Raw genomic sequence first — 26,629 nt, forward strand, 5'->3', positions numbered from 1 at the left:
TAATATTTCTACAAATAGAATTTGGAGGTGACACCATGAAAACAGATGTTTTAATAATTGGTGGCGGTGTAATTGGAGCTTCCATTGCGCATCAGCTGGCAAAGTATAATATGGATATAATCCTGGTTGAAAAAGCGAGTGATGTGTGTATGGGAACCAGTAAAGCAAACTCGGCGATGATTCATAGCGGGTTTAATATTAAAGGCGACACATTAAAAGGCAAACTGGCTTTGGAAGCAAACAAAGTGATCAAGCAATTATGCGAAGATTTGGATGTCGGGTATGAGAAACCGCTTGGTTCGATAACCGTTGGATTTGAAGAAGCCGATTTGGAAAGAATGCAGCATACGCTGGAAAACGGCATCAAGAACGGAATCAAGGGAATGAAACTGCTTGATCAGAAAGAGCTGCATGAAATGGAGCCCCATCTGAATCCGGATGCAAAATATGGTCTGTACGAACCGGAAACAGGCATTATCAATCCGTTTGAATTCACGGTAGCGTTAGCCGAAAATGCCGTGCTGAACGGGGCAAAAGTGTTGCTGGAAACAGAAGTTCTGGACGTGATCGTGGAAGACAAAAAGGTCAAAGGGGTGAAAACCAGCAACGGTGATATTGAAGCAAAAGTGATCATCAATGCGGCCGGGCTGTATGCCGATAAAATAGCGGGCATGGTGGAAGACATCGATTTTGAGATCAAACCGAGAAAAGGCGAGTACTTCCTGTATGATAAAAAATGGCGCGGCATTTTAAATCATCCGATCTATTCAGCGCCGACAAAAGTCTCCAAGGGAATGATCATTGTGCCGACGGTTGACGGCAATCTGTTGGCCGGTTCAAACGCCGAGACCATTGATGATACGACGGATTTGGCAACATCATCAAAAGCATTGAATGGTATTTACGGAAATATGATTTCACATCTGTTCCCGCAGCTCCCGCGAATGGGTGATGTCATCACGACCTTTGCAGGATTGCGAGCCGCCAGTACCAATGAGGATTTTATCATTGAACCGGCAAAAACAGTTAAAGGCTTTATCAACGTGGCCGGCATCCAGTCGCCTGGCTTAACTTCGGCACCGGCAATCGCCACGATGGTTGAAGGATTAGTCCGAGAAGCCGGTATTATGACGGCTGGTGCAGCACAGAACTACGTCAATCTGGAAGGCTACATACCGGGCAAAGAAGTCGTTATTTTAGGCTCCGGCGATATCGGTCTGATTATGGCAAGACGACTGACGCTGGAAGGCGTCAATGTCAAGGGCGTGCTTGAGGTCATGCCCTATTCCACCGGACTGGTCCGTAACCGGGTGCAGTGCCTCGATGATTTCGGCATTCCGCTGCTGCTCAGTCATACCATCACGGAAATTCATGGGAAAGACAGAGTCGAAGGCGTTACGATTGCCAAGGTCGATGAGCGGATTCAGCCCATCGCAGGCACCGAGCAGTATGTCAGCTGTGATACCCTTTTGCTGTCAGTGGGATTAATACCGGAAAATGAGCTGACCAATAAACTAGGCTGTGAAATGGATCAGGTCACCAAAGGACCGGTGGTTAATGAAAAACGCATTACCAATATTCCCTGGGTATTTGCCGCCGGAAATGTGCTGCATGTTCATGACCTGGTTGACAATGTGACCCAGGAAGCTGAAATCGCCGGTAAAGCGGCAGCAGCACTGATCACCGGCAAAATGAATAAGGAAGAAAAGATCGTGGCAGTCACGCATGATAAAAATATTGGATATGTTGTGCCTCAGCATTTTGATGCATTGAACAACCAGGACAAAGTTGTCAAGTTCTTCCTGCGGGTAAAAAATCCGGATGAAGACATCAAGCTGGTCGTGAAAGACAATGCGAATAAAGAATTATTAAGTTTGAAAAAATCAATCGTGGAACCGGGGACAATGATAACTTTCAATCTGCCAAGACAGTTTGTTACCAAAGATACCTCTTCAATTGATATTTCGATTGCCAGGGAACAGGCAGAATAAAAATGGAGGTGAAAAAGCCATGGAAGAAAAAAAGCTGATTTGCATTGGCTGCCCGAAAGGCTGCAGCATAACAATTAAGCACACCGGCAAAACCATTAATGAGATTACCGGCTACAACTGTGATAACGGACTGAAATACGCCGAAAACGAATTTACCGAACCAAAACGGATTGTGACTACGACGGTTAAGATCAATGCCGGCACCCTGCCTTTCGTACCGGTAAAGACCAGAGAAGCAGTCAATAAGGAAAAAATATTTGAAGTGATGAAGGTCATCAGCAAATTGGAGTTAGAATCGCCGGTCAAGGTCGGAGACGTTGTCATACCGAATATCGCCGGAACCGGCGTGGATCTGGTATGCACCAGAAGTATCAAAAAGGTTTCATAGAATATGAAAGGAGTCCTTGAATGAAGTATTTTGTGCGTTTGAAAGACGTAAAAAAAACCCAGAGACCGGATTATACGAGTCAGTATTTAGTCGATGAGAAGAATGGTTGTGTTGCCGGGTGTAAAACGGGGATCAGCAGTCATACAAAAACAGAATATCCCAATTCACAGGCCCATGAGGATCAGGAAGGTTTTCTGGTTTTGGATGGAACCGGATGGGCCAAGGTTGGTGATCAGGAATTTAAACTTGAACCGGAAACGGCGTTCATTGTTCCGGCTGGGGTCCAACATGCGATCAAGAGGGATGAAAATTCAGTAGACTTAAGGGTATTCTGGTTTCACGCGGCGATCTGAAAAAAGATTGATTGAAAATATTTTCCATATTGATAATATTTCCAACGGCGACTAGAATAGAGTCAAGGATACTATTTACGGCATAACCAGAAATTATTGCCATGGAAAATAGTAAAAAACAAACCTAATTCAAACACTTTAAAAAGTGATGGAGGAAAAAATGAACAGACTGTATAGTAATGTGTTGAACAAACTTTATGAAGGTGCAGATGTTGAAAACCTGATCGTTGCAACTTATTTGGTTGGAGCAGAAAAGGATGAAGATCCAATTTTAAAGGCAGCGAGTATTGCCATTGAACAAACAACCGGCTCATGGGTAGACGTTCCCGGCGAAACCGATGAAATCAGAGAAGGATATGCCGGCAAAACAATCGGGGTATATGAAGTACCTGATTTTGAATTGAAAATGGATCTTGATAAAACGGTGCCTGAAGGTGGAATGCGATTCTATATTATGAGAATCGGTTTCCCGGTTGATAATATTGATGATAACCTGCCATTGTTCTTCGCTACCGTAACAGGGAACATTACAGCGATGCCTTATTTGAAACTTCTGGATGTTGATTTCCCTAAAAGCTTTGTGAAAAAATTCAAAGGACCAAAATTTGGGATCAAGGGAGTCAGAGATCTTTTAGGTGTTTATGACAGACCGTTATTAAATAACATGATCAAGCCATGTACCGGATACACACCGGAAGTTGGCGCAAAATTATTCTATGATGCGGCAGTCGGCGGCGTTGATATCATCAAAGATGATGAATTGATCGGCGGCGACAGAGTTTTCAACAAACTTGAAGATCGCGTTAAAATGAATATGGCCGCTGCTGCCAAAGCCGATGCCGTTAAAGGTGAAAAAACAATTTACACGGTTAACATCACCGATGAAATTTCAAGACTGAAAGACAATGCGCTAAGAGCAATCGCAGCAGGTGCCAACGGGATCATGGTTGATGTCTTTGGAATTGGCTTGTCAGCGCTGAGAGATTTGGCCGAAGACCCAAGAATCAATGTTCCGATTTTGGCGCATTGCTGCTTCGGCGGAGCTCAATCAGTAGCCAAATATCAAGGTGTCAGCTCAGTGGTATTAACAAAATTAACCAGAATGTGCGGCGCGGATATCATCCTGATTGAAGCACCATGGGGTAAATTTGATAATCTTGAAAACAAATATATCTCAAGAGTCATCGCCTGCACCGGCAAATTATACGACATGAACACATCCGTGCCATTCATGGGCGGCGGTGTAATTGAAGGCTTAATTCCGACCATTCTTGACAAAACCGGAAATGACTGTTTGCTGGGTGTCGGAGCCGCGATTCATGGCCATCCACAGGGACCAGAAAAGGGCGCAGTCGCATTCAGACAGGCAATTGATGCCTACATGAATGGTCAGGATCTGGAAGAAGCCGGCAGAGAACATGAAGAACTGGGCGTTGCATTAGCTAAATGGGGCGTTTTCGGAAAAGACAACGTTAAGAAAAACTATCTGATCTAACGATAACTTTTACCCTTATTTAAGTTATCGCTTGGGCTTGAAAATATTATTATAAAAGAACCGCTAAACTTTTTCATGGTTAAAGTTTAGCGGTTCTTTTTTTCATGAAGCGTATTTTTGATCCCTTAAAACTCAGAGATTGCGGTATTGTCAAACGGCGTTTCCTGATAGACGTAGTAATTCAGCCAGTTGCAAAACAGCAGGTTGGCATGCCCGCGCCAGCGGACGACCGGGGGCTGGGTGGGATCATCATTTGGGTAATAGTTCTTGGGAACATTGATTGGTTTGCCCTGGGAAATATCGCGATCATATTCGCCTTTCAGGGTTTCCGGGTCATATTCGCTGTGGCCGGTCACAAAAATCTGCCGGCCTTCATGCGCCATGACGATGTAGACACCCGCTTCATCGGAAGCAGCCATGATCTCCAGATCGGGATGCGCCGCGATGGGTTCACGATCGATACCGGTGTGACGGGAATGCGGCACAAAAAAAACATCGTCAAAACCACGGAATAGTTTCACGAAGGCTTTCTCCAGGTGATGCTCGAAGACACCAAAGACTTTGTTGGGCAGCAACTGTTTGGGAATGCCATAATGGTGATAAAGCCCGGCCTGGGCCCCCCAGCAGATATGAAGGGTGGAGAAGGCATTGGTTTTGCTCCAGTCCATGATTTTGGTCAGTTCCTCCCAGTAGTCGACTTCTTCAAATTCAAGCGTTTCGATGGGCGCACCGGTAATGATCAGTCCGTCAAAGCGCTGGTCTTTAATGTCCTCAAAATACGAATAGAAGGTACCCAGATGTTCGGAAGAAGTGTGGGTGCTTTCATGGGTTTTCGTCTGCAGCAGCGTAACCTCGATTTGAAGCGGGGTATTTCCCAATAACCTCAGTAGCTGCGTTTCAGTTGCTATTTTCGTGGGCATGAGATTCAGAATGGCAATTTTCAAAGGGCGGATATCCTGCTGACTGGCCCGGTTTATATCCATGACAAAAATGTTCTCATTCGTCAGAATCTCGCTGGCAGGCAGGTTGTTGGGAATGCGTATCGGCATATTTGTTCTCCTTAATAGAGTAGTTTTCAGGTAATTGCGAAATTTAAAATAATCGAACAATGGTTGCTTTGATGGCGGTTTACACAAACAATTGTGTAACGTGTAGGCGAACAGTCGATAGACTGTCCGCCGTACAGTGTAAAAATTGTTTCGTGTAAACCGGCAGCGAAGCTTGCAGTCGTTTCGCTATGACCTGAGCGTCGGTTAGATAATGGCTTTAGTTAACGCCTGATCCAGATCAGCGATGATATCGTCGCTGTGTTCAAGGCCGATGGACAGACGAATCATATCTTCGGTAATGCCGGCGGCGATCAGTTCATCACCGGAAAGCTGCTGATGCGTCGTGGTAGCCGGATGGATAACCAGGGATTTGGCATCGGCAACATTGGCCAGATGGGTGAACAGCTCAAGGCTGTCAATGAATTTACGGGCAGCTTTAATACCGCCTTTGATACCGAAAGTGAAAATTGAGCCGGGACCTTTTTTAAAATATTCATCAGATAAGGCTTTATAGGGATTGCCAGGCAAAGATGGATAATTTACCCAGGTTACCTGTGGGTGTTTGGATAAAAACGAGACAACCTTTTTCGTGTTTTCCAGATGTCGGTCCAAACGCAGCGAGAGCGTTTCCAGACCCTGCAGAAGCAGGAACGCATTGAACGGGCTGAGACACGCACCGGTATCGCGCAGCAGCTGAACCCGGGCTTTTGTAATAAATGCGGCCGCACCGCAATCGGTAGCATAAACAATGCCGTGATAACTGTCATCAGGCGTTGTAAAGAGCGGGAACTTACCGCTGGCGGCCCAGTCAAAGGTACCGCCGTCGACAACAATACCGCCGATGGTAGTGCCGTGTCCGCCGATGAATTTAGTGGCCGAATAGACGATAATATCGGCGCCAAAATCCAGCGGTCTGAACAAATACGGCGTTGCGAAGGTGTTGTCCACAATCAGAGGAATGCCGTTATCGTGAGCAATCCTGGCGACGGCTTTGACATCGACGATGTTGATGGCCGGATTTCCCAGTGATTCGATATAGATTGCCTTGGTGTTTTCAGTGATGGCTGATCGGAAATTCTCGGGATCATCCGGGTTAACAAAGGCGGTTTTAATGCCAAGACGGGGAAGGGTTGAATTCAAAAGGTTATAGGTGCCGCCATAAAGGGTGGACGCAGCCACCAACTCGTCGCCGGTACCGGCAAGGTTAAGAATTGCCGCGGTGATGGCAGCGGAACCGGAGGCAAACGCCAGCGCGCCAACACCACCTTCCAGAAGGGCCATGCGTTCTTCCAGAACATTGTTAGTCGGGTTCATAATACGGGTATAGATATTACCGGGCTCTTTCAAACCAAATAGATTTTCCGCATGTTCGCTGTTATCAAAAACGTAAGATGTCGTCTGATAGATGGGAACAGCTACCGCATGAGTTGTGGGATCGGGTGTTTGACCGCCATGAAGTTGTAAAGTTTCGAATTTTCTTGTTTCAGCCATTGTCGTATCTCCTTAATAATTTCTTTATGGTTACCGTGTGAAAAGCCAACTGGAGTTCAGAATTCTTATTACATATCATTCCAGTAGGAATTATGCGTAATATACCATAAAAAGCAAGTCGCTGTCAACATTTATCTCAGTTAGAATGGGTGTGAAAGGGTGTAGACACAAAAGACGCCTGGCTGCGGATCAATAGGATTTCAATGATAGACGCGTAAGCGGATGGCCCGGAATAGAAAAAATCAGAAAACTTGAAAATTATTCATTTGACATTAATAAAAAACAAGTCTATAATGAACGGAAATACAGATTATGCTAATGAGAGCGTGGGGAGACCCATATTGAATCTCGAGAGGAATATCATGAAAGATTTAAAAAGCAACTTAAATTCATATTATTATAACTTTACCCAAAGCTATTGGTATTTTAGCTTTGGTTATTTTACATGCCATGAATTAAGTTCCTTTGAGAATCCAAACCCATAAGATATTTTTTAGAAACGCAGTTTGTGTTTTATAGAAATTGATTTTTAGGAGGCTTCTAAGGAAGTCTCCTTTTTTTATTCCCCGGTGCACAGGAAATAAAAATAGATGAATAGAACTGACCAACGATAAAAAAATAATGGAGGAAAAAAATGATAGTAGTTATCAAACCGAATACCGTAGATGAAGATGTCCAAAGGTTAATTAGAATGATTGAAGCACAAGGTGTGAGCATTCACTATTCAAAAGGCATCGATCATACTATTTTGGGAATTGTTGGAGATACCACCCTGGTCGATGTTGAAAAAATTCGTTCAAATCAAATTGTGGAAAATGTACTGCATGTTCAGGAACCCTACAAAAAAGCCAATCGACTGTTTCATCCGGACGATACCATTATTGATGTGAAAGGACGAAAAGTTGGCGAAGGAACGATCAGCATTATGGCAGGCCCCTGTTCTGTTGAAACGGAAGAACAGATCGTTTCGATTGCCAGGAGCGTCAAGGAATCCGGGGCGACTTTTCTTCGCGGAGGTGCATTCAAACCGCGTACATCACCCTATGCATTTCAGGGATTGGGCTACGAAGGACTGGATCTTCTGAAGATTGCCCGAAAAGAAACTGGCCTGCCGATTGTCAGTGAACTGATGTCCCTGGAGCAATTGCCGGCTTTCGAGGATGTGGATATCATTCAGGTTGGGGCGAGAAATATGCAGAACTTTATTCTTTTGAGAGAATTGGGGAAAATAGATAAGCCCATTTTATTGAAAAGAGGAATGTGTGCCACCATGAAGGAATTCCTGATGTCGGCAGAATATATCATGAAAGAAGGCAATGAGAAGGTTATTCTGTGTGAACGCGGCATCCGGACATTTGAAACCGCCACCAGAAATACGCTGGATTTAAGCTGTGTTCCGGTTTTAAAGAAAAAGAGTCATTTGCCGGTCATTGTCGATCCAAGCCATGGAACCGGTCTTTCCTGGACAGTCGAAGCGTTATCCAAGGCGGCCATTGCAGTCGGTGCGGACGGCGTCATGGTGGAAGTGCACAATAACCCGGAAGAAGCACTTTGTGACGGTGAACAATCGATCACTCCGGCACAATTCGACAAAATCATGAAAACGCTGAAAAAATATGCGGAAATTGAAAACAAGGTGATGTAATGAAAAAAATAGAAGATTCCATCGTTGGTTTTATCGGCCTGGGTCTGATGGGCGGCGCACTGGCCATGGGACTCAGGAAACAGGGACCTGGAAAAATATTGGGTTATGATATCAAGCAGGCGGTTATCAAAGCGGCAACGGAACAGCATGTGATTGATGGCGGCAGCTCCGATTCGGCAGGACTTCGGGAAATGCTCCCGCAATGCGATCTGGTTTTCATCTGTCTGAGCCCGAAGGATACGTTGGCATTCTTGACCTCATATATGGAAGACTTCAAAACCGGCGCGGTCATTACGGACATCACCGGCGTAAAAGAAGTGATCATCAAAAATCTTGGTAATCACCTGCGAGAGGACATCGATTATATTCCCGGACACCCGATGGCCGGGAGTGAAAAGGAAGGGTTTGGAAATGCGGATGACAGCATCTTCAAAAACCGCAATTATATTTTGACCCCGCTGCCGACAAATCAACCGGAAAATATTGAACTGATCAAAGCGATTGTCACCAAGCTGGGATTCAATCATATTGTTGAAACAACCTGTGCGATTCATGATGAAAAAATTGCTTTCACTTCGCAACTCTGCCATGTTATTGCGGCCGCACTGGTGGACTGTGAGGATGATCTTTCAATCACTGATTTCGAAGGCGGCAGCTTCGGAGATCTTACCCGCATTGCCATGATCAATGCATCGATGTGGACCGAATTGTTTATGTGCAACCGGAAGAATCTGCTGCAGAATATTGAAAAATTCGAATCGAGTCTGGAAGAAATGAAGCGCATGATCAAGGAAGAAGAAGCGGCAGCATTAATCGAGCGGCTGACATCGGTGAGGGAAAAACGAATTGCGATGGGGGAGATCAGGAAGGCAAAAACCTTAAAAAAGAAGTAAGTTTACTTAAGAAAAAACCCCTGAAAACAGTTTCATCAGATTGAAAAAGATAATGCTATTGACTTAATTTCACTTCGGAGTATACTCATGTTTATAACTTGTGGCTCAGCAAATTGACGAGCTGGAAGGGAGAAACCAAATAGAAAACAGACGCAAAAAAATAAAAATATGTAATCTGCCATCGATTGGTATGAGAAACATAAAAACTGCTTTGGCGGTGTTCATTTGTGTAGCCGTATTTGCGATGATGGGTCCAAATTTCAATCCATTGTTTGCGGCAGTCGCAGCGGTCATCACGATGGAGTCCAATATTGAAGAAACGGTAGAGAGTGGATGGAACCGTATTTTAGGAACGATTATTGGCGGAGCGGCAGGAATGTTGGGCATTTTTATTTCTAATTTGATTCCGTTTGAATTTGGTTTTATCGCAGTTATTCCGTTAGGCGTAATGGGCCTGATCTACCTGTGCAATAATCTGAAAAAGCACGGCGCGATTACCATTGCCTGTGTGATGTTCATCAGTGTGATGACCACCTATTCCCAGGATTTGGGAAATTATATGCTGGCAGGAATGCGACTTTTGGAAACAGCATTTGGTATTATCGTTGCCTACTTGGTGAACCGCTTTATTAAGCTTCCAGAGTGCGATGCAGAAAAACAAAAAGATGAAAAGTCATTAGCGGCGCAAGAGAACATCAGCAATGATAGTAAAAAAATGAGACTATCAAGCCTGATAGCCATGATCCTTAAACCATAGGTTTTACGTTGTTTCTAGATTTTTGTGACGTTTAGAAAGAATTTAAAATATAGATACCCCCTCCCCTTTAAAAAGAGACTACCGTAATGACGGTGGTCTTTTTTTTATGATCAAGACGAATTTGGAGACGAATACAACGATTAAACCGGAACCGTTTTCGGAAATCGCTGCGAAAAAAGATGGATTTTGGATAGAGTAAATTTTAGAAAGAAAAAACCTGGAGATAGATCAAAAGCGCGGATGAGCGACCCTAAAAATTGCAGACAATCGCGGTTGTTTTAGGGCCGCTTCTTATGGTACAATACGGCTCAACTATTATAATATAAGTGAGGTATAAAATTGATTCTAATGATAGACAACTATGATTCTTTCACCTACAATTTGGTCCAGTATCTGGAAGGACTGAGTGCCGAGGTTGTTGTGAAAAGAAATGATAAAGTCACTATCGACGAAATTGCGTTAATGGAACCATCCATGATTGTTTTGTCACCGGGACCATGTACGCCCAATGAATCAGGAATTTGTTTAGAAGTTGTGGATGTTTTCAAGGGCCGGATACCAATATTGGGAATCTGTCTGGGTCACCAGATCATTGCTCAGGCCTTCGGGTGCCGGATTGTTAAAGCCAAAGAACCGGTTCACGGCAAAGTCGATGCGATTGCCCACAATAACACAGGTGTGTTTGAGGGGCTGAACAACCCATTGAAAGTCACCCGGTATCATTCGTTGGTGGTAGAAAATAAAGCGATTCCGGATTGTTTCGAAATTACCGCTAAAACCAAAGAGGCTGAGATCATGGGTTTGAAACACCGGGAATATCAAATCGAAGGGGTCCAGTTTCATCCGGAAGCGATCTTGACCGAAATGGGAATGGAATTGCTGGACAACTTTTTTCGTTCGGCAAAAGAAAAGGGGGCATTATGTTAATACAAGAGATCAAGACAACCTTAACCAGCTTTGAAGCCTATCTTTTATTCAAAGATGAACCCTACAGTTTTTTTCTGGATAGTGGCAGAGATGCCGACAACCTGGGACAATACTCTTTTATCGGCGGTGATCCTTTTCTTGTTTTTAGCAGCAAGGATGATGCCATCACAATCAGAACAAAAACGGAAGAAAAGCATTATCAGGGCGATCCGTTTGCTGAACTACAGCAACTGTTGCGCCGCTACCAAAGGGACTATCCATCGAAATTTCCGTTTTTAGGCGGGGCCGTGGGATATCTTGGCTATGACCTCTGTCATCAGATAGAAGTGCTGCCGCGCAGTGCCGTGGATGATGTGCAGATCCCGGACTGCCACATGGGTTTTTACGACGGGATCATCATCATCGACCATCAGACGAACAAAACCTATGTTGCCGCGCTTGGCATCGAAGCAGAGCCGGAGGCCATCGCAGCAAGGATCAGACAGAAATTAGAGAAAAATGAAAAAGTGACGATTCGCTCCGACTTCCGTATTAATGAAGAAAAGGAGTTTACCGGCAATTTCACCCGGCAGGAATACATGGCGGCGCTGGATGCGGTGCATGAATACATCCGGGCGGGCGATATCTATCAGACAAATCTGACCCAGCGCTTTGAATGTGATCTGGAGATCACCCCGCTGGAATTATATAGTGAACTCCGACGAATCAATCCGGCCCCTTTTGCCAGCTATCTGGATTTCGGAGCCGGTCAGATCGTCAGCAGCTCGCCGGAGCGCTTCATTCAGATCAAAGGCAGGCAGATTGAAGCACGGCCGATCAAGGGGACGATGCCCCGGGGAAAAACGCCGGCGGAAGATGCTCAAAACAGAGATACCCTGGTCAACAGTGAAAAGGACAAGGCCGAGCTGCTGATGATTGTCGATCTGGAGCGAAATGATCTGGGCAGAGTTTCGAAAACAGGGACGGTCAAGGTGCCGGAACTGTATAAACTGGAAACCTACGAAACGGTCTTTCATCTGGTTTCGACGGTCACCGGTGAATTAAAGGAAGAGGTGGATGCCATCGATGTCATTCGGGCTTCTTTTCCGGGCGGATCGATCACAGGGGCGCCGAAAATCAGAGCGATGGAAGTCATTGACGAACTGGAGCCGACCCAGAGAAATATCTACACCGGATCGATCGGCTATATCGGGTTCAATGGTGATCTGGACTTGAACATTGTGATCCGGACAATTCTCTGCAAAAACGAAAAAGCCTATTTTCAGGTGGGTGGCGGCATTGTCTGGGATTCGCAGAATCAACTGGAATACGAAGAAACCTTCCATAAGGGTCGAGCTCTGATGGAAGCACTGAAAAGATATTAAAAATTCCAATTTGGATAGAGGTGAGCATCATTCAGTACGTATGTTATAATGGCGAGATAACAGAGGAATGCCTGGTGCCGTTGGATCAGGGGTTGCTCTACGGTTACGGCGTGTTTGAAACCATCAATGTCAGCAGCGGCAAACTGGTCTTTTTTCAGGAGCACATGGAGAGACTAAAAAGCAGCGCTGCTTTGCTGGGACTGGAATTTGGTCAAACGAGCGAACAGCTCATGGTTGACTGTGAAAAACTGATCGAAAAAAATCAGATCGACAAGGGTGGCCTGCGGGTTACCCTGAGCAAGAGTGAAAAAAAGAATGCGATCATCATTACGGCCCGTGAAAACCATTATGGCGATGAAGTCTTTAAACAGGGCGTGAGCATCGGTGTCAGCGATTATGCGAGAAACGAGCAGTCGCTGCTGGTTGCGATCAAGTCCAATAATTATCTGGAAAATCTGCTGATCTTGAATGATAGCAAAAAAAGAGGTTTCAATGAGGCGGTTTTCTTCAATACCAAAGGCTATCTGGCGGAGGGCACGATGAGCAATATCTTTTTGATCAGGGATCAAAAGGTCTATACCCCCGCGCAGGATAGCGGAATTTTGCCGGGGATTGTCCGGGACAAAGTCATCACATTGCTTAAAAAACACAAAATACCGGTCGCGGAAGGCTATTATACCAGGGAAACGCTGATGAATGCCGACGAGATCTTCATTACCAATTCGCTGATGGAAATCATGCCGGTGAAACAGCTGGAGAATCTGAAATTTCAGGTGACGAGTGAATCTTTCACAAATTACTTGAAAAACCTGTATAAAAAAGAATATGATATAGTTTAAGCAATTTATAAAATCGATGATTAATTGAAAAGGGCGGCGTCTCTTTGCGGTTAATCATTTTGATAAATATAAAAGGAGTCGATCAGAATGAGTAGTCAATTAAATCGTGAAGCAGCACTGCAATTATTGAAGGAATACAACGAGAGCGAATCGCTTCTCAATCATGGATTAGCCGTATCCGGCGTGATGGCACATTTTTCCGAGCTAGAGGGAGAAAAAAAGGAATACTGGGAGATCGTTGGTCTGCTGCATGATTTAGATTATGAAAAATATCCGGACGAGCACTGCGTAAAAGTAGTGGAGATACTGAAAAACAATGGCTACGATGATGATTTTATTCACAGTGTGGTCAGCCATGGCTTTGGCATCTGTACGGATGTGGAGCCGGTTCAGCAGATGGAAAAAATTCTTTATGCCATCGATGAATTAACCGGGTTGATCACCGCCTGCGCCTATATGCGCCCGTCAAAAAGCGTCAATGATCTGGAAGTGAAATCCGTGAAGAAAAAATTCAAAAGCACGAATTTTGCCGCCGGCGTCAACCGTGACGTGATCAGAAAAGGCGCTGAGATGTCCGGTTACTCGGTCGAAGATCTGACCCGGGAAACGATCCTGGGGATGCGTGCTGTAGCCGATGAAATCGGGTTGGGTGACAATGAAGCTTAATCTTCCCGAAGCGGTCCTGAAGGTTTTTGAATTGCTTGAAACCGGTGGCTTTTGCGGTTATCTGGTCGGCGGCTGCGTCCGGGACTTTCTGCTGAAAAAAACACCGATCGATTTTGATATGACCACTGATGCCACGCCGGAAGAGATCAAGGACTGTTTTTCCGATTACCGGGTCATCGAAACCGGCATCCGCCATGGGACCGTCACGGTCATTCTGGGGGGGCATGCCATTGAGATCACCACCCACCGCCGGGAAGGAAATTATTCCGACCGGCGCCATCCGGATGCAGTGACGTTCACGAAAAACCTGGAGGAAGATCTGGGACGGCGCGACTTTACGATGAATGCGCTGGCTTATCACCCGCAAAAAGGGCTGATCGATCGGTTCGGCGGTGGCGAAGACATCAGAGAAAGACGGATCCGCTGCGTCGGCGATCCGCACAGAAGAATGAATGAAGACGCCCTGAGGATTCTGCGGGCGCTGCGCTTTGCTGCGGTGCTCGGCTTTGAGCTGGAGGCGGAAACACAAAAAGCGGTCACTGAGCAATGCGGACAGTTGAGGGAAATCTCGGCGGAACGCATGGCGGCGGAAATGAGCAAATTGCTGTGCGGGAAAAACGTCAGAAAGGTGCTGTTGGAACAGACCGAAATTCTGGGCGCCGTGATTCCCGAACTGCTGCCGGCAGAGAATTTCGATCAGAACAATCCTCATCACTGCTATGATATCCTGGCCCATACGGCCATTGCCCTTGAAAACCTGCCGCCGATTCCGCATCTGCGCTGGGCGATGCTCTTTCACGATCTCGGCAAACCGGAAACCTATGTCCAGGATGCCCTGGGAATCGGACATTTCTACGGACACAGCAAACACTCGGAAATCATCGCCGGCTATCGGCTCAATGCGCTCAAATGTGATAAAGCAACCATTTCAAAAGTCTGCCGGCTGATCAAGTATCATGACACGATCATCGAGCCGACCAAAAAAGCCGTCAAACGCTGGCTCAACCGCCTGTCGGCACCGCTGTTTTGCGATCTGATCGAAATAAAAAGAGCGGATGTGCTGGCCCAATCGCTGGAATACCGTTTCCGGCTGGACGGTCTGGAGGAGATTAAAAACATCATGACGGAAGTCATCGCAGAAAATGAGTGCTTTTCACTCAAAGATCTGGCCATTAACGGAAAGGATCTGATTGCGATGGGCATTGAAGACGGGCAAGAAATTGGCCGGATCCTCAGGAGCCTGCTCGACAGCGTAATCGATGAAGAGATTGAGAATTCGAAAGCAGTACTGATTGAAAGAACGAAGGAGATAAAAGATGTTAATTGACAGCCATGCGCACATTGATGATCAGAAATTCGATGAGGATCGGGATGCCGTTATCAAGAATGCCTGGGAGAACGGCATTGAACTCATCATCAATCCGGGAGCGGATGAAGCATCGAGTCTGAGAGCCATCGCGATGAGTGAAAAATACCCGATGGTCTATGCCACCGTCGGTGTCCATCCCCACGATGCCAAGGACTACGACCCCGAGAGAACCGGGAACCAGTTGCGAACGTGGGCAAAAAAGAACAAAGTGGTCGCCATCGGAGAGATCGGTCTGGATTATCATTACGATTTATCACCGCGGGATGTTCAGCAGGCGGTTTTTATCGAGCAGCTGGCGATTGCCAGAGAAGTGAAGCTGCCGATTGTCATTCACAACCGGGAATCGATGGCGGACATGGTACATATCCTGGAACAACATTTTTCACCGGAATACGGGGGGATTATGCACAGCTACAGCGGCTCGGCGGAAATGGCGAAGGTGTTTCTGGAGATGGGGTTCTATCTGTCGATTTCGGGATCGCTGACCTTCAAAAATGCCCGCAAACTTCCGGAAGTGGTGGCCATGATGCCGCTCGACCGTTTGCTGGTCGAAACCGACAGCCCTTATCTGACACCGACACCATACCGGGGAAAACGCAATGAACCGGCCTATGTCCGGCTGGTGGCGGAAGAGATTGCCCGGTTGAGAGGCATCAGTTTTGAAGAAGTTTCAGCAATCACGTCGGAAAATACGAAAAAGGTGTTTGGAATCAGCTGAAACGAATCGCTCCAGTTCGGATAGCATCGACCGGTTGATCCGGGAGACAGCGTAAAGGCTTGATCTCCCGGACCCGCTTTTTTCAAGCTGACGCCAGTCTGTTTGTGCTTCAAATATTTTCATCAAAGAAAATTGCTTCTGGACTTGATTTCGCTTGACAAGAGAAAAAAAATCAGGTAGAATGTTTAGCGTACCTTCGGGTTAGAAAAGTTAATTTAGGGGTATCGCCAAGCGGTAAGGCAATGGACTCTGACTCCATCATTCGCAGGTTCGAATCCTGCTACCCCTGCCATTTGAAATTCGACCTGCTTTTTAAGTGAAACTTAAAAGCAGGTTTTATTTTACAAAAAAACAAGCGATAATTGCCTAAATATTCAAAGAAAGAAGGGAATCTCATGGTCGATCAGGAACTCAGCGTATTCGATATTTATGAATATTTGCCACATACCAACTGCAAAAATTGTGGCGAAAATAATTGTATGGCTTTTGCCCAAAAGCTGTTGGAAGGTTCAAAAACGATTGGCGGATGTGCCCCCTTGCGGGAAGATATTTTTGAAAACAAGCGCAAGAAAATTCTGGAATTGATCAAATAATTGTAACTGAAAAATAGATTGTTCAATACAAAAAGCAACCAAACCGATATATTTTTGTTAGGTTGCTTTTTTTGCGGGTATAAAAAAGCGTATCAATATATTGCGAAGATGAAGCGTCGGATCAGAATATCGTTCACATGTCCCATATTTGTCCGGTTGAACGGGATATACTGATGATGTGAGAAAGCGACAGGCATGTTGGGATCGTTTCAGGTATTTTCGGAGTGCGGCCAATTTTATTTGGCACATTAAATGTCACAGATTGATTATTTCGGGTTATTATATATAATAGAAGCAAATGACTGAAAAATATTAAGCACTACGCCTCCAATTGAGTGATTTTATGGAATAATCAGATCAGAAGGGAAGATAAGATGATCAGGCATGCAAGCAAGCAAAAGATTGTTTATATCGGTATATTTTTGATCATTGCCGTGTTGATTTCAATAGTCGGTTGTTTTACTTATTTGGAAATAAAAAATGTGGCGATCGCGAGTCTGGGCGAAAGTGCTGAGAAAGTGGCGATCACGGCGGCCGGTTTTATCGAAGCGGATATCGACTCGTACCAGGTTTTGGCCCAAACGGGTGATTACGCGTCAGGCAATTATGATCAGAACTATTATCAAAAAATGAATGAACTCTTTCAGAATATTCAAGCAGAAACCGGTGTCAGCTATATTTACACGACGAAAAAATTGTCGGACACCGAGGCTGTCTATATTCTGGATGGGGAAGATCCTAAAAGCAAATTCTTTTCACCGATTGGATCGGTTGATGAATTGGAAGAAGCCGGAAGAAATGTTTATAGTACCGGTATAGCTGAATCGACCAACCTCGCTGCATCTGAAAAATGGGGGACTTATTTAACCGGGTATGCACCGATTAAAGATCTTCAAACGGGAGAAGTTATCAGTGTGGTCGGCGTGGATTTTTCCAGCGATTCCATCACGAAACTCATGGCAAAAATAGAACTGGTGCTCGTGTTTGCGGTTCTTTCACTGATTGTGCTGACATCGTTTATCGTGTTTAAGCTGATTGGTGACAAATTCAGGGCTGAAAATGTCGATTATTTAACCGAGCTTCACAGTAAACGGTATCATAATTATCAACTGTCTGGTTTAATTGCAAAGGCAAGCAATTCAGCAGCGCCGCTGTTTTTAATGATGATTGATATTGACTTTTTCAAGGAAATCAATGATGAATATGGACATGACGTGGGGGATCAGGTCCTGAGACATATCGCATATATTATTAAAACGAGTGCCCGCAAAACAGATGTCTGCTCCCGGTTTGGCGGGGATGAATTTGTCATGATTTTATCGGACGTCAATGCCGAACAGGTTGGTGGTATCGCCAAGCGCATCATGGAAAAATTGCGAAGAAGTTCGCTTATTCTGGAAGATTGCGTTCTGGAGGGCACCGAGGTAACGCTCAGTATCGGTATTGCCCAGTGGAAAAATGAAATGCGCAGTCAGAATTTGACCCAGTACGCCGATGAGGCGTTATATCTTTCCAAGCAAAAGGGGAGAAACCAGATTACTTTTTACAAAACGTTCGGTAAGATGGCCTAGAGGGACTTGCAAAAGCCTCTCTTTTTTTATGCCAGTTAGTTCGGGCAGGAATAACTGCCGGCGGGAGCATTTTGATCGGCTTGATTGTTCCGGGTTTTATAGTATAATCATAGGGTAAATAATTCAAAAAACAGAGACAATCTGCACGCTGTTGCGTTAATAAAAATGGATCAACGGGAGGACCGGGAAGATTAAAACGATAAAAACAAAAATCTATATAGCCGATGTCTTTTCCCTGAATCAGCCGGGTCGAATGGAAGCATACCTGAACAGCATTTCGCCCGAACGTCGAAAAAAAGTGCTTGCGTTCAAGTCGATGACTGCGAAGGCGCTTTCGGTCGGGGCGGAAGTGCTCCTGCAACACGCGGTATTGAAGTCTTTTGGCATCAGCGAGCCATTAACGATCATCAAAGGGGCGCACGGAAAGCCGGCGCTGCGGGATCATGCCAAGATCCATTTCAATCTTTCCCATTCAGGGAATTTTGTGGTTTGCGCGTTAAGCAGTCAACCCGTTGGCGTGGATATTGAGCAGATCGATCGGGTCGGGGTTCAATTGGTAAAGCGCTTTTTTCATCAAGAGGAAGTCGCCTGGATTCTTACACAGCCGGTTGCCAACCAACAACAGGGGCGATGTGATTTATGGTCGATTAAAGAAAGCTACATGAAATATACCGGAAAAGGATTCGCTCTGCCGATGAAGGCCTTTGTCGTGAAGATAACCGGAGAATTTCCGGAAAACTTAGCGGCTGCGGTCTTTGAAGAAGGACAGCAAAAAGATGTTTTCATAAAAAAATATCAAGGCCCGGCGAATTATGAATTGTGGTGTTCGGGTGGTTCAAACCAATTTGAAGATGCGATAGAATGGGTAAGACTATAGGGAGAAGAATTGTTGAAAGCAGAAACTGAACAAAAAGAAAAACTAAAAACGATATTTTTGACGTTCTTTAAAATCGGGCTTTTCACGTTTGGCGGCGGTTACGCGATGATTCCGATGATTGAATATGAGATCGTTGAGCGGCATCATTGGATAAAAAGCGAAGATATTCTGGATATCTTTGCCATTGCCGGAGCAGCTCCGGGGGTGGTTTCTGTTAATACGGCAACTTTTGTGGGATACCGAATTGCCGGGTTCTGGGGAGCGGTGGCAGCAACACTCGGGATGACAATTCCGTCTTATGTGATCATCTGCACCATTGCCATCTTTTTCCAGCAGTTCAAGAGTATGGCATGGGTCAGTGATGCTTTATCGGGAATTCGGGCCGGAGTCATTGTGCTGGTACTGGGGGCAGTGGTCAGTATGGGAAAAAAGGGCGAATACACGCCGCTGACCATTGCGATGCTGATCATCACCTTTCTGCTGGCAACTTTTACCGATCTCAACATCATTTTTATTTTATTGGGGGGAGCGGTCATCGGGATAGTAACCCAGCTGATTTTAAGTCGTGATTTTTTCCCCGGGAAAAATAAAAAAGGTGGTGACAAAGAATGATCTATTTTCAGCTTTTCATCACTTTCTTAAAGATCGGTTTGTTCACCTTCGGCGGCGGCTACGCCATGATTCCGCTGATCCAGCAGGAAGTGGTGGGAAATCAGTGGATGACGATGAATGAATTGTCAGAAGCGATCGCCATTGCCCAATCAACGCCCGGTGCCTTTGCCGTGAATGCGGCAACCTTTGTCGGGATGGAAAGCGGGGGCTTTTTAGGGGCGTTCATCACGGCTTCAGCGGTGATATTGGCGTCCTTTTCGGTCATTCTCATCATTGCAAAGTGCTTTACGAATTTTCTGGACAGCAGATGGGTCAAGGGCTTGTTGTTTGGCATGAAGCCAGTGGTGATTGGCCTGATTGCCTCAGCGGTGGTGCTGTTGATGTACAACGGATTTCTTGATCAGGGGGTGGAGATTAATTCGATTACGGCATTTCTTGAGGCAATTCAATTCAGAGACATCATCATTTTTGTCATCGGTGCGGTTTTTTATTTTCGATTCAAGCCGCATCCCATCAAACTGATTCTCCTTTCAGGGGGATTGGGGATTCTGCTGTTTGGAATCATCCCGTTGCTTTTTTAATTCAAAATAGTGCCTAAAGTCTGTTGTAGAACATTGGTTTTACAGACAGACTTTTTTTATGCACGATTTTATATTGCAGTGATTATTATATAATAATCACCCAAAGAGCTAACAACCGGCACCAAGGCATCACAAAAAATTCACAGACTGATGTTATGATAAGCATGACATAAAAATGACACAATCATCGGTTAAAATTGGAAAAAAGCAGAAAGCAGGAAAGTGAAATGACACTATTTATCAATGTGGCAACCGCTTGGATTAGCGTTGCGTTAGCCGTGCTGTTGGCAATTATTTATATACTTCGAATACTGAATAAGGGAAAAAGAAAAAGCAAGCTGATTTCGAAAATCAACAGAAAACTAAGAAATACCCATAAACCGATGGGGATAGCCTTTGTGGTATTCGCTTGCATTCATGGTTTCTTTTCATCAGGAGCGATCCTGTCGTTCAACTTTGGAACCTTGTGTATGTTAATGGGAATTCTGTTGGGGTTAACTTACCTGTTCAGAAAAATATTCCCCCAAAAACTGTCATGGATTAAACCGCACCGCGGGCTGACGGTCGTTCTGCTGGCGTTTCTGGGGCTGCATTTATGGCAAGTTGGCGGCATCATCGGTCCGCAAGCATTTTTCACCGGTGTAACACGCGAATTGGAGACTTCGGTGGAAGAACTGTATGGAAGTACGGAAACGACGAGTGACGAGCGTACCACCCAGACCGATGTAGTCCTGGCCGCGGAGTCGGATAGCAATACCAATCCGACGGAGTCGGTGGTGACAAAAGCCAATCTTTTTCTCGGAAATGTCGATCTTAAAGACGGTACCTACACCGGGGTGGCGGATGGTTATGGTCCGGATCTGACGGTCAGCGTGACCGTGGCGGGCAATGTGATTACGGCGGTTCAGGTGGTTTCCCACAATGAACAAAATGAAAAATATTACGGCCGGGCAATTTATGCCGTGCCAGATGCGATAATCGCCGCGCAAACGCCGGTGGTTGACACGATTTCCGGAGCGACATACACATCAAAAGGCATTATGAAGGCAGTTGTCAATGCCCTACAGGGAGCGGTCATTTCAGGAACGTTGCCAAGTATATAAATATCGGATTGGGGATTTCTGACTTACGGGGCCAGTGTCCCCAAAAATCAGGCACAACAATGTGCGGGCAGTTATGTCCGCACATTTGTTGTGATATCCCAATGTCGCAGCAGGAATTCGAAAGAATCGTATCAAACCGTGAATTTTATGCTAAAATATGGGTATAAATGAGTCCGAGCTAATTAATAAGGAGGATGTAAAATGCCAAAAATATCGAGAATTGAAATGCTGAAACAACGGGAACAGCCAACCCTGACGATTCGAACACACACAAAGGTTCAGGATCTGCCGCAGTTGATCGGCGAAAGTTACGGAAAATTAGGCGCCTATCTTCAGGAAATGGGGGAACTGATGTCCGACATTCCTTTTGTGGCCTATCATAATATGGATATGCAGAATCTGGATGTTGAGATCGGCTTTCCGGTTGCCATGCCCCTGCCGGGAAAAGGGGAGATCAAGCCGAGTTTCATCCCCGAAGGGAAGATTGTTTTTTGTATGTATTTGGGATCGTATGCGGAAGTGGGACCGGTCTATGAGGAAATGGCAAAATGGATCATCGACAAGGGGTTGATCCCCGGAGAAACGGCCTATGAGTATTACTATAATGATCCGGAATTTCCGGAAAATCAGTTGCTGACCAAAATTATCATGACCGTCAAATAAAATAGAAAGAGGCCTGACCGGGTGCTTACTGATCACCCGGTCAGGCCTCTTTGGCGTTGTCAAAAGGATTTCAAGTTTTTTATACCATGCGAATAGCCTGCATCGGGCAGGCTTTTTCGCAGCGGGTACAGCCGTTGCATAAATAGTAGTCATCCAGAACCGGGTAGGCATTCTGGTAGGAATCAATATTTTTTTTGCGCAAGGCAAGGCAGCTTAAGGGACAATCCGCAGCACAGATCCCGCAGGCCATACAGATTTCATAATCAATCACTGGTTTCTTCGGATTAGCCATGGCTGATGTCCTCCATTTCCAAATCGCAGAAGCCCAGGTTTTCTAGCGCGGCTCTTGTTGGAATGCCGGTTTTCTGATCCCAGCCCATAAATTGATAATGAATCCCCATCATTTCGTCCATCTTGAATGATTTCCCTTTGAGAGGACCTTCGGTTAAGGGCGGCTGTCCGCTTAAGCGTTTGTTTATTTTAAAATCCCGGGGATTGATTCCTTCACGGACATTAAAACATTGGCGGAGAGTCTGCATTCTCAGACCGATGGTCATATATTCGTTTGGCGTTTTATTCCATCCGGTGGCAGCATTGAGATAATCGAAAAGTTTAAAATGATTGAAGCCGCTGAGCATCGCGAAAAAACAGCCGCCGCTGCCATCCAGGACTTGTTTGATGCAGGCGTTGGCCATCGACTTCAGGCCGACATTGCTGTTGGCTTCATACTCTTCGGTTTTATCCTCGCCCAATTTTACTTTCGGCGCCCAGGAGACGGACTCCCAGAGACGCATATAGTTATAATAACTGCCGGCGCCGATGGTGTGCCGGCCCGGTGTCGGGTCGCAGGAGAAATGGATGCCGAGAATCGGATCAAGCCGGGGATCGTGCATCCCCGGTTCCTGGCCGCCAGCGTGCATGGCCAGCGGCGCAGAGGCCAGGCCGAGGATTTCACTGGCTTTTTTGACGCCGTTTTGCAGAACGGCGCCAAAGCCCTCTGCCGCAATCATCTGTTCAACCAGCGTCACGATGGCTGCGGTATTTCCCCAGGATAAATCGAGGCCACCGGTCGCTTCATCGCTGAGCCAGCCTTTTTCATAACATTCCATGGCAAAGGCAATCGTATTTCCGGCAGAAATGCTGTCCATGCCACCACGGTTCAACAGTTCATTGATCAGAAAAATGGCGTCCCGATCTTTGTTTAAAAGCAGCGAGCCGAAGGCGGCTACGGTTTCGTATTCCGGTTTATGGGTGTGTGAAAAACGGCCTTTGGAGACCCCCTTGATATCACAGACGCCACCGCAGCCGATGATGCAGGAATAACAGTGGTATTTCTGAGTTTCATGTTTCTGGATCAGATCCGGATTCATATGGTGGTATTTTCGATAGGGAAAATCAGCGATGGAGCCCTTCCAGTTTTTGACCGGTGCGTCGCCCATCGTCATGCCCATGGTGTTGCCAAAACCGGTGCCCCATTTTTTCATGATGGCGGTGGACATCATCCCATCGATCGGAATGGCCTTGTCAGTCGCAACCATCGATTTGCCGAGGATCGGCAAAATGGCCCCGGTTGTGATCGCGGGAAGATTGGAAGATTTCACCTTTTTGGCATAGGCCTGACTGATTTCCTTGATTTCGTCCGGGTCTTGGGTGCGGATGAGCTTCGATCCGCCCAGGACAACCGCTTTCAGATTTTTTGAACCCATGACCGCACCGACACCGGAGCGGGCAGCCATCCGCCCGCCGTCGTTGGAAATTCCGGCGATCAGCGACTGGTGTTCGCCGGCTGGACCGATCGTGGCAATGGCCAGTCTTTTTTTGCTGGTAACGATGCTACGGATCGAGGCTTCGGTTTCAACCGTATCCTGGCCCCACAGACTGAGCGCATCGATGAGCCGGGGCCCTTTGTTGTCGATAAAAAGAAACACCGGTTTTGCTGCTTTACCTTTAAAAAAAATCGCATCATAACCGCATTGCTTAATCGCCGGTGAAAATGTGCCGCCGCAATTGGCGTCGCCGAAGCCGCCGGTCAGGGGCGATTTACAGACGGCCAGCCAGCGGCCGGTCATAAAGCTGCCGGTTCCAGTCAGCAGACCGCTGACAAAGCCGAGAACGTTATCCGGACTCAGGGGATCGGTCCCCTTGGGCAGATATTTATACAGGATATAGGCACCCAGGCCGACTCCGGAAAGAAAATGTTCATAAATGTCATCCGGAATCGCTATTTCATCAAAGGCAGAGCTGGTCAGATCCACCATCAGTATTTTTCCGCAATAACCTTTCAAAAGTTAACCTCTCATCCTCCAGTCAGAGGGAGAATAAAACTGATGACATCTCCTTCTTTGAGCTGGGTATTCAATTTCACACGTTGATAATTGACATTGCAAACAATCAGGGGTTGCAGGACCAGGGGGATTTTCAGCCGTCGGTAGACCGAAAAAAGACGGGCCCCCGGTTCCAGGTCCAGCCCGCCATTCTCATCTAATGCGGTGAGATTTGCAAAGGGCGGGGGATAGACTTGCACCTTCATTTAATCCTCGTCGGGACACAACATTTTTAAAATATCGCAGCACTCCTGGTAATGCATAATCCGCGGCACCGGGTAGGTGGGATTCGCTTCTTTGAGAATGCGTTTGGCCAGTTCGGGAATGTCGGCCGCTTTCAGGGCATAAATGGTTTTGGGGATGCCCATATTGGTGTTCATGGATTTGATTTTTTTAATCAGCAGTTTGGCCAGAATCTCGTCATCAAACATGGCTTCGCCCAGACCGGAATAAAAAGCGAGTTCAGCCAGTTTTTTCTCGGCCGTATGACCGTAATACTCCAAAACATAGGGCAGCACAATGGCATTGGCCAGCCCATGGGGCACGCTGTAATAACCGCCCATGGCATGGGCAATGGCATGAACATAGCCAACATAGGCTCTGGTGAAAGCCAGCCCGCCATCAAAGGATGCCTGCGCCATGGTCAAACGGAGGTCAAGGTCCTGGCCATTGTGATAGCAGTCTTCCAGATGGTTGATGATGCTTTCCGCGGCGGACAGGGCTTTTTCTTTAACAAAAGGCGTGTCATATTTGCCGATATAGGCTTCAATGGCATGGGTGAGGGCGTCCATGCCGGTGGTCGCCGTTAATGAAGGCGGCAGATCCAAAGTCAGCTCAGGATCCAGAACGGTTGCCAGCGGCACCAGCTTGGGGTCGTTGATGGCGAATTTTTCATGATTATGAACATCCGTGATGACTGCACAGATGGTGGCCTCGGAGCCGGTGCCGGAGGTCGTGGGAACAACGAAGAAGGGCGGCAGTTTTCGCGTCAGTTTAAAGAGGCCGCGCATTTTTTCGATGCTCTTGCGGTTGGTGACTTTGGCCGCGATGATCTTTCCGCAATCGATCGAAGAACCGCCGCCGAACGCGATCACGCCATCACAATTCGAACTGTAATACATCGCCAGGCCGTCTTCAACGTTTTCGAAGGTTGGATTAGGCTGCACCTTGTCAAAAATGACCGATTCAATGCCGTTTGCTTCCAGGGCACATAAAAAAGAGTCCAACAAGCCCATCGTCAGCAGCGGCCGATCGGTAACAATCAGAACCCGGGTAACACCGGTCAGCTTAACAATTTCAGGAAAGCGTCGGACCATGCCCGCGCCTTTGAGCACTGGCGGGATGGGAAGTTTCAGGACTTTGGCGGTCTGCTTCATCACCAGATGTGAGGTACGATAGGGAACGTTTTGGATGGCGTTTATTACTTTTTTCATAGGGTAACCTCCATTTTTATTACTTAGTATATCATTGTGGATTAAAAAAACATTAAAAAATCAGACCGATACCGGTAAAACCGATTTAAGCATCAGAACCCGGCATCTTCAAGGGATTGTGATAGCCAAGATCGGCATGGCGATAATCGCTGGGCGCATCCAGTTGGCAGCGCAGCGTTTCCAGATCTTCTTTAATTCGCACTAAGGTAAGTTCGGCATAGGCATCGCCTTTGCGGATCAGTCGATAACAACCTGATTCCGCAGTATGAAGCCATTCGAGAGCGAGCAACAAATCTTTTGCAACACCATCGCCAGTGAGGTAACAGTGACCCAGACGGTAGGAAATGTTTGGATACTCGGGGCTGGTTGCAACGACGGCATTTTTGGCCTGATGATACCAGTAAAAGGCAATGGCGGGGTCTTTTTTTACAAAGTGTCCGTTGTAATACAGATCACCGAGCTTGTACATCCCATTGTGATGTCCCATCTGGGCCGCTTTGCAAAAAAAGTAATAGGCACGTTCAAAATCCTGGGGAATGTCCCGACCGTAATAATAACAGTAGCCCAAATAATTAATGGCCACAGCGTTTCCTTTTTCAGCGGCCTTTTCAAACCAGCATTTGGCCTGTCTAAAATCCTGTGAAAGATTGATGCCCTCATAGTACATCGAACCCAAAGCGGTCATGGCATGGTCATTTCCCGCGTTGGCCGAAAGGGTGTAATAATCAAAAACCGTTTGAAAACGGTCAGCCGACAAATCCTGCTTGTTTTGATGATAATAATAGTAATCAGCCCATTCCAGCATGGCGTTCGGATCGCCGGCCGCGGCAAGATAAGTTAAGATGCTCATTTTATTGTCATTCATTTTTATCCTCTTGTTCATTTTTTTATATTATAGCACAATTTTCAGCAGATTTGAGGTTTACA

At 46.1% G+C, this 26,629-nt stretch carries 27 protein-coding genes and 1 tRNA gene; 21 read left to right on the top strand and 7 right to left on the bottom strand.

Annotated elements, in window-relative coordinates:
* The first annotated feature begins 35 nt into the window (after positions 1–35).
* From GH808_RS08790 to GH808_RS08805, 4 genes are all read left to right on the top strand, one after another.
* Complete coding sequence (locus GH808_RS08790) at positions 36–1,991, top strand: FAD-dependent oxidoreductase (protein WP_186842413.1); 1,956 nt, start codon at positions 36–38, stop codon at positions 1,989–1,991.
* 19 nt (positions 1,992–2,010) lie between these two features.
* A complete protein-coding gene (locus GH808_RS08795; protein ID WP_186842414.1) occupies positions 2,011–2,379 on the top strand; it encodes a DUF1667 domain-containing protein in 369 nt (122 codons plus the stop codon).
* Between the two features lie 20 nt (positions 2,380–2,399).
* The gene (locus tag GH808_RS08800; protein ID WP_186842415.1) at positions 2,400–2,732 is read left to right on the top strand and encodes a cupin domain-containing protein; all 333 of its coding nucleotides are present in this window, start codon (positions 2,400–2,402) and stop codon (positions 2,730–2,732) included.
* A 160-nt stretch (positions 2,733–2,892) separates the two neighbouring features.
* Positions 2,893–4,227 (top strand): RuBisCO large subunit C-terminal-like domain-containing protein, encoded by a 1,335-nt coding sequence (locus GH808_RS08805; RefSeq protein WP_243166163.1) that lies wholly within the window; start codon positions 2,893–2,895, stop codon positions 4,225–4,227.
* Positions 4,228–4,352: 125 nt separating this feature from the next.
* On the opposite strand, the gene metA is transcribed toward GH808_RS08805, so the two are convergent.
* Both metA and GH808_RS08815 read right to left on the bottom strand, forming a co-directional pair.
* Positions 4,353–5,276: a homoserine O-acetyltransferase MetA gene (gene metA / locus GH808_RS08810; protein WP_186842417.1), complete on the bottom strand. Its 924-nt coding sequence runs from the start codon at positions 5,274–5,276 to the stop codon at positions 4,353–4,355.
* A 204-nt stretch (positions 5,277–5,480) separates the two neighbouring features.
* A complete protein-coding gene (locus tag GH808_RS08815; protein WP_186842418.1) occupies positions 5,481–6,767 on the bottom strand; it encodes an O-acetylhomoserine aminocarboxypropyltransferase/cysteine synthase family protein in 1,287 nt (428 codons plus the stop codon).
* Positions 6,768–7,401: 634 nt separating this feature from the next.
* Here GH808_RS08815 and aroF point away from each other — a divergent pair.
* The 17 genes from aroF (at position 7,402) to GH808_RS08900 (ending at position 21,945) form a co-directional block, all read left to right on the top strand.
* Positions 7,402–8,412, top strand: a complete 1,011-nt coding sequence (gene aroF / locus GH808_RS08820; protein ID WP_186842419.1) for a 3-deoxy-7-phosphoheptulonate synthase — start codon at positions 7,402–7,404, stop codon at positions 8,410–8,412.
* Positions 8,412–9,305, top strand: coding sequence for a prephenate dehydrogenase (locus tag GH808_RS08825; RefSeq protein WP_186842420.1), 894 nt, complete (start codon positions 8,412–8,414; stop codon positions 9,303–9,305). Before aroF ends, GH808_RS08825 begins: the two co-directional genes overlap by 1 nt.
* Positions 9,306–9,495: 190 nt before the next feature.
* Positions 9,496–10,062 carry an FUSC family protein gene (locus GH808_RS08830; RefSeq protein WP_186842421.1) on the top strand — a complete coding sequence of 189 codons (567 nt, stop codon included), beginning with the start codon at positions 9,496–9,498 and terminating at the stop codon, positions 10,060–10,062.
* 339 nt (positions 10,063–10,401) lie between these two features.
* A complete protein-coding gene (locus GH808_RS08835) occupies positions 10,402–10,989 on the top strand; it encodes an anthranilate synthase component II (protein WP_186842422.1) in 588 nt (195 codons plus the stop codon).
* Complete coding sequence (pabB, locus tag GH808_RS08840; RefSeq protein ID WP_186842423.1) at positions 10,983–12,353, top strand: aminodeoxychorismate synthase component I; 1,371 nt, start codon at positions 10,983–10,985, stop codon at positions 12,351–12,353. Before GH808_RS08835 ends, pabB begins: the two co-directional genes overlap by 7 nt.
* A 20-nt stretch (positions 12,354–12,373) precedes the next feature.
* Entirely contained in the window at positions 12,374–13,192 is an 819-nt protein-coding gene (locus GH808_RS08845) for an aminotransferase class IV (RefSeq protein WP_186842424.1), read from the top strand.
* A gap of 87 nt (positions 13,193–13,279) precedes the next feature.
* Positions 13,280–13,858: an HD domain-containing protein gene (locus GH808_RS08850; RefSeq protein ID WP_186842425.1), complete on the top strand. Its 579-nt coding sequence runs from the start codon at positions 13,280–13,282 to the stop codon at positions 13,856–13,858.
* Positions 13,848–15,185, top strand: a complete 1,338-nt coding sequence (locus GH808_RS08855; protein ID WP_186842426.1) for a CCA tRNA nucleotidyltransferase — start codon at positions 13,848–13,850, stop codon at positions 15,183–15,185. Before GH808_RS08850 ends, GH808_RS08855 begins: the two co-directional genes overlap by 11 nt.
* The gene (locus tag GH808_RS08860) at positions 15,175–15,945 is read left to right on the top strand and encodes a TatD family hydrolase (RefSeq protein WP_186842427.1); all 771 of its coding nucleotides are present in this window, start codon (positions 15,175–15,177) and stop codon (positions 15,943–15,945) included. Before GH808_RS08855 ends, GH808_RS08860 begins: the two co-directional genes overlap by 11 nt.
* A 217-nt stretch (positions 15,946–16,162) precedes the next feature.
* Positions 16,163–16,237 (top strand) — tRNA-Gln (locus tag GH808_RS08865).
* Positions 16,238–16,340: 103 nt separating this feature from the next.
* Positions 16,341–16,538 (top strand): (Fe-S)-binding protein, encoded by a 198-nt coding sequence (locus tag GH808_RS08870; protein WP_186842428.1) that lies wholly within the window; start codon positions 16,341–16,343, stop codon positions 16,536–16,538.
* Between the two features lie 374 nt (positions 16,539–16,912).
* A complete protein-coding gene (locus tag GH808_RS08875; protein WP_186842429.1) occupies positions 16,913–18,109 on the top strand; it encodes a GGDEF domain-containing protein in 1,197 nt (398 codons plus the stop codon).
* Positions 18,110–18,362: 253 nt separating this feature from the next.
* Positions 18,363–18,986, top strand: a complete 624-nt coding sequence (locus tag GH808_RS08880; RefSeq protein ID WP_186842430.1) for a 4'-phosphopantetheinyl transferase family protein — start codon at positions 18,363–18,365, stop codon at positions 18,984–18,986.
* Between the two features lie 12 nt (positions 18,987–18,998).
* Positions 18,999–19,598, top strand: a complete 600-nt coding sequence (locus GH808_RS08885) for a chromate transporter (RefSeq protein ID WP_186842431.1) — start codon at positions 18,999–19,001, stop codon at positions 19,596–19,598.
* Entirely contained in the window at positions 19,595–20,179 is a 585-nt protein-coding gene (locus tag GH808_RS08890; protein ID WP_186842432.1) for a chromate transporter, read from the top strand. The genes GH808_RS08885 and GH808_RS08890 overlap by 4 nt, the downstream gene beginning before the upstream one ends.
* A gap of 227 nt (positions 20,180–20,406) precedes the next feature.
* The gene (locus GH808_RS08895; protein ID WP_186842433.1) at positions 20,407–21,282 is read left to right on the top strand and encodes an FMN-binding protein; all 876 of its coding nucleotides are present in this window, start codon (positions 20,407–20,409) and stop codon (positions 21,280–21,282) included.
* A gap of 201 nt (positions 21,283–21,483) precedes the next feature.
* Positions 21,484–21,945 carry a GyrI-like domain-containing protein gene (locus GH808_RS08900; protein WP_186842434.1) on the top strand — a complete coding sequence of 154 codons (462 nt, stop codon included), beginning with the start codon at positions 21,484–21,486 and terminating at the stop codon, positions 21,943–21,945.
* A 79-nt stretch (positions 21,946–22,024) separates the two neighbouring features.
* On the opposite strand, the gene GH808_RS08905 is transcribed toward GH808_RS08900, so the two are convergent.
* The 5 genes from GH808_RS08905 to GH808_RS08925 form a co-directional block, all read right to left on the bottom strand.
* Complete coding sequence (locus GH808_RS08905) at positions 22,025–22,237, bottom strand: ATP-binding protein (RefSeq protein ID WP_186842435.1); 213 nt, start codon at positions 22,235–22,237, stop codon at positions 22,025–22,027.
* On the bottom strand, positions 22,230–24,230 hold the full coding sequence (locus GH808_RS08910; protein WP_186842436.1) for an aldehyde ferredoxin oxidoreductase family protein: 2,001 nt from the start codon (positions 24,228–24,230) through the stop codon (positions 22,230–22,232). Before GH808_RS08910 ends, GH808_RS08905 begins: the two co-directional genes overlap by 8 nt.
* An 11-nt stretch (positions 24,231–24,241) precedes the next feature.
* Positions 24,242–24,475 carry a MoaD/ThiS family protein gene (locus GH808_RS08915; RefSeq protein WP_186842437.1) on the bottom strand — a complete coding sequence of 78 codons (234 nt, stop codon included), beginning with the start codon at positions 24,473–24,475 and terminating at the stop codon, positions 24,242–24,244.
* Positions 24,476–25,702 carry an iron-containing alcohol dehydrogenase gene (locus tag GH808_RS08920; RefSeq protein WP_186842438.1) on the bottom strand — a complete coding sequence of 409 codons (1,227 nt, stop codon included), beginning with the start codon at positions 25,700–25,702 and terminating at the stop codon, positions 24,476–24,478.
* 85 nt (positions 25,703–25,787) lie between these two features.
* On the bottom strand, positions 25,788–26,567 hold the full coding sequence (locus GH808_RS08925; protein WP_186842439.1) for a tetratricopeptide repeat protein: 780 nt from the start codon (positions 26,565–26,567) through the stop codon (positions 25,788–25,790).
* Between the last annotated feature and the right edge of the window lie 62 nt (positions 26,568–26,629).

The sequence above is a fragment of the Acetobacterium fimetarium genome, from assembly GCF_014284475.1.
Taxonomy (GTDB): domain Bacteria; phylum Bacillota; class Clostridia; order Eubacteriales; family Eubacteriaceae; genus Acetobacterium; species Acetobacterium fimetarium.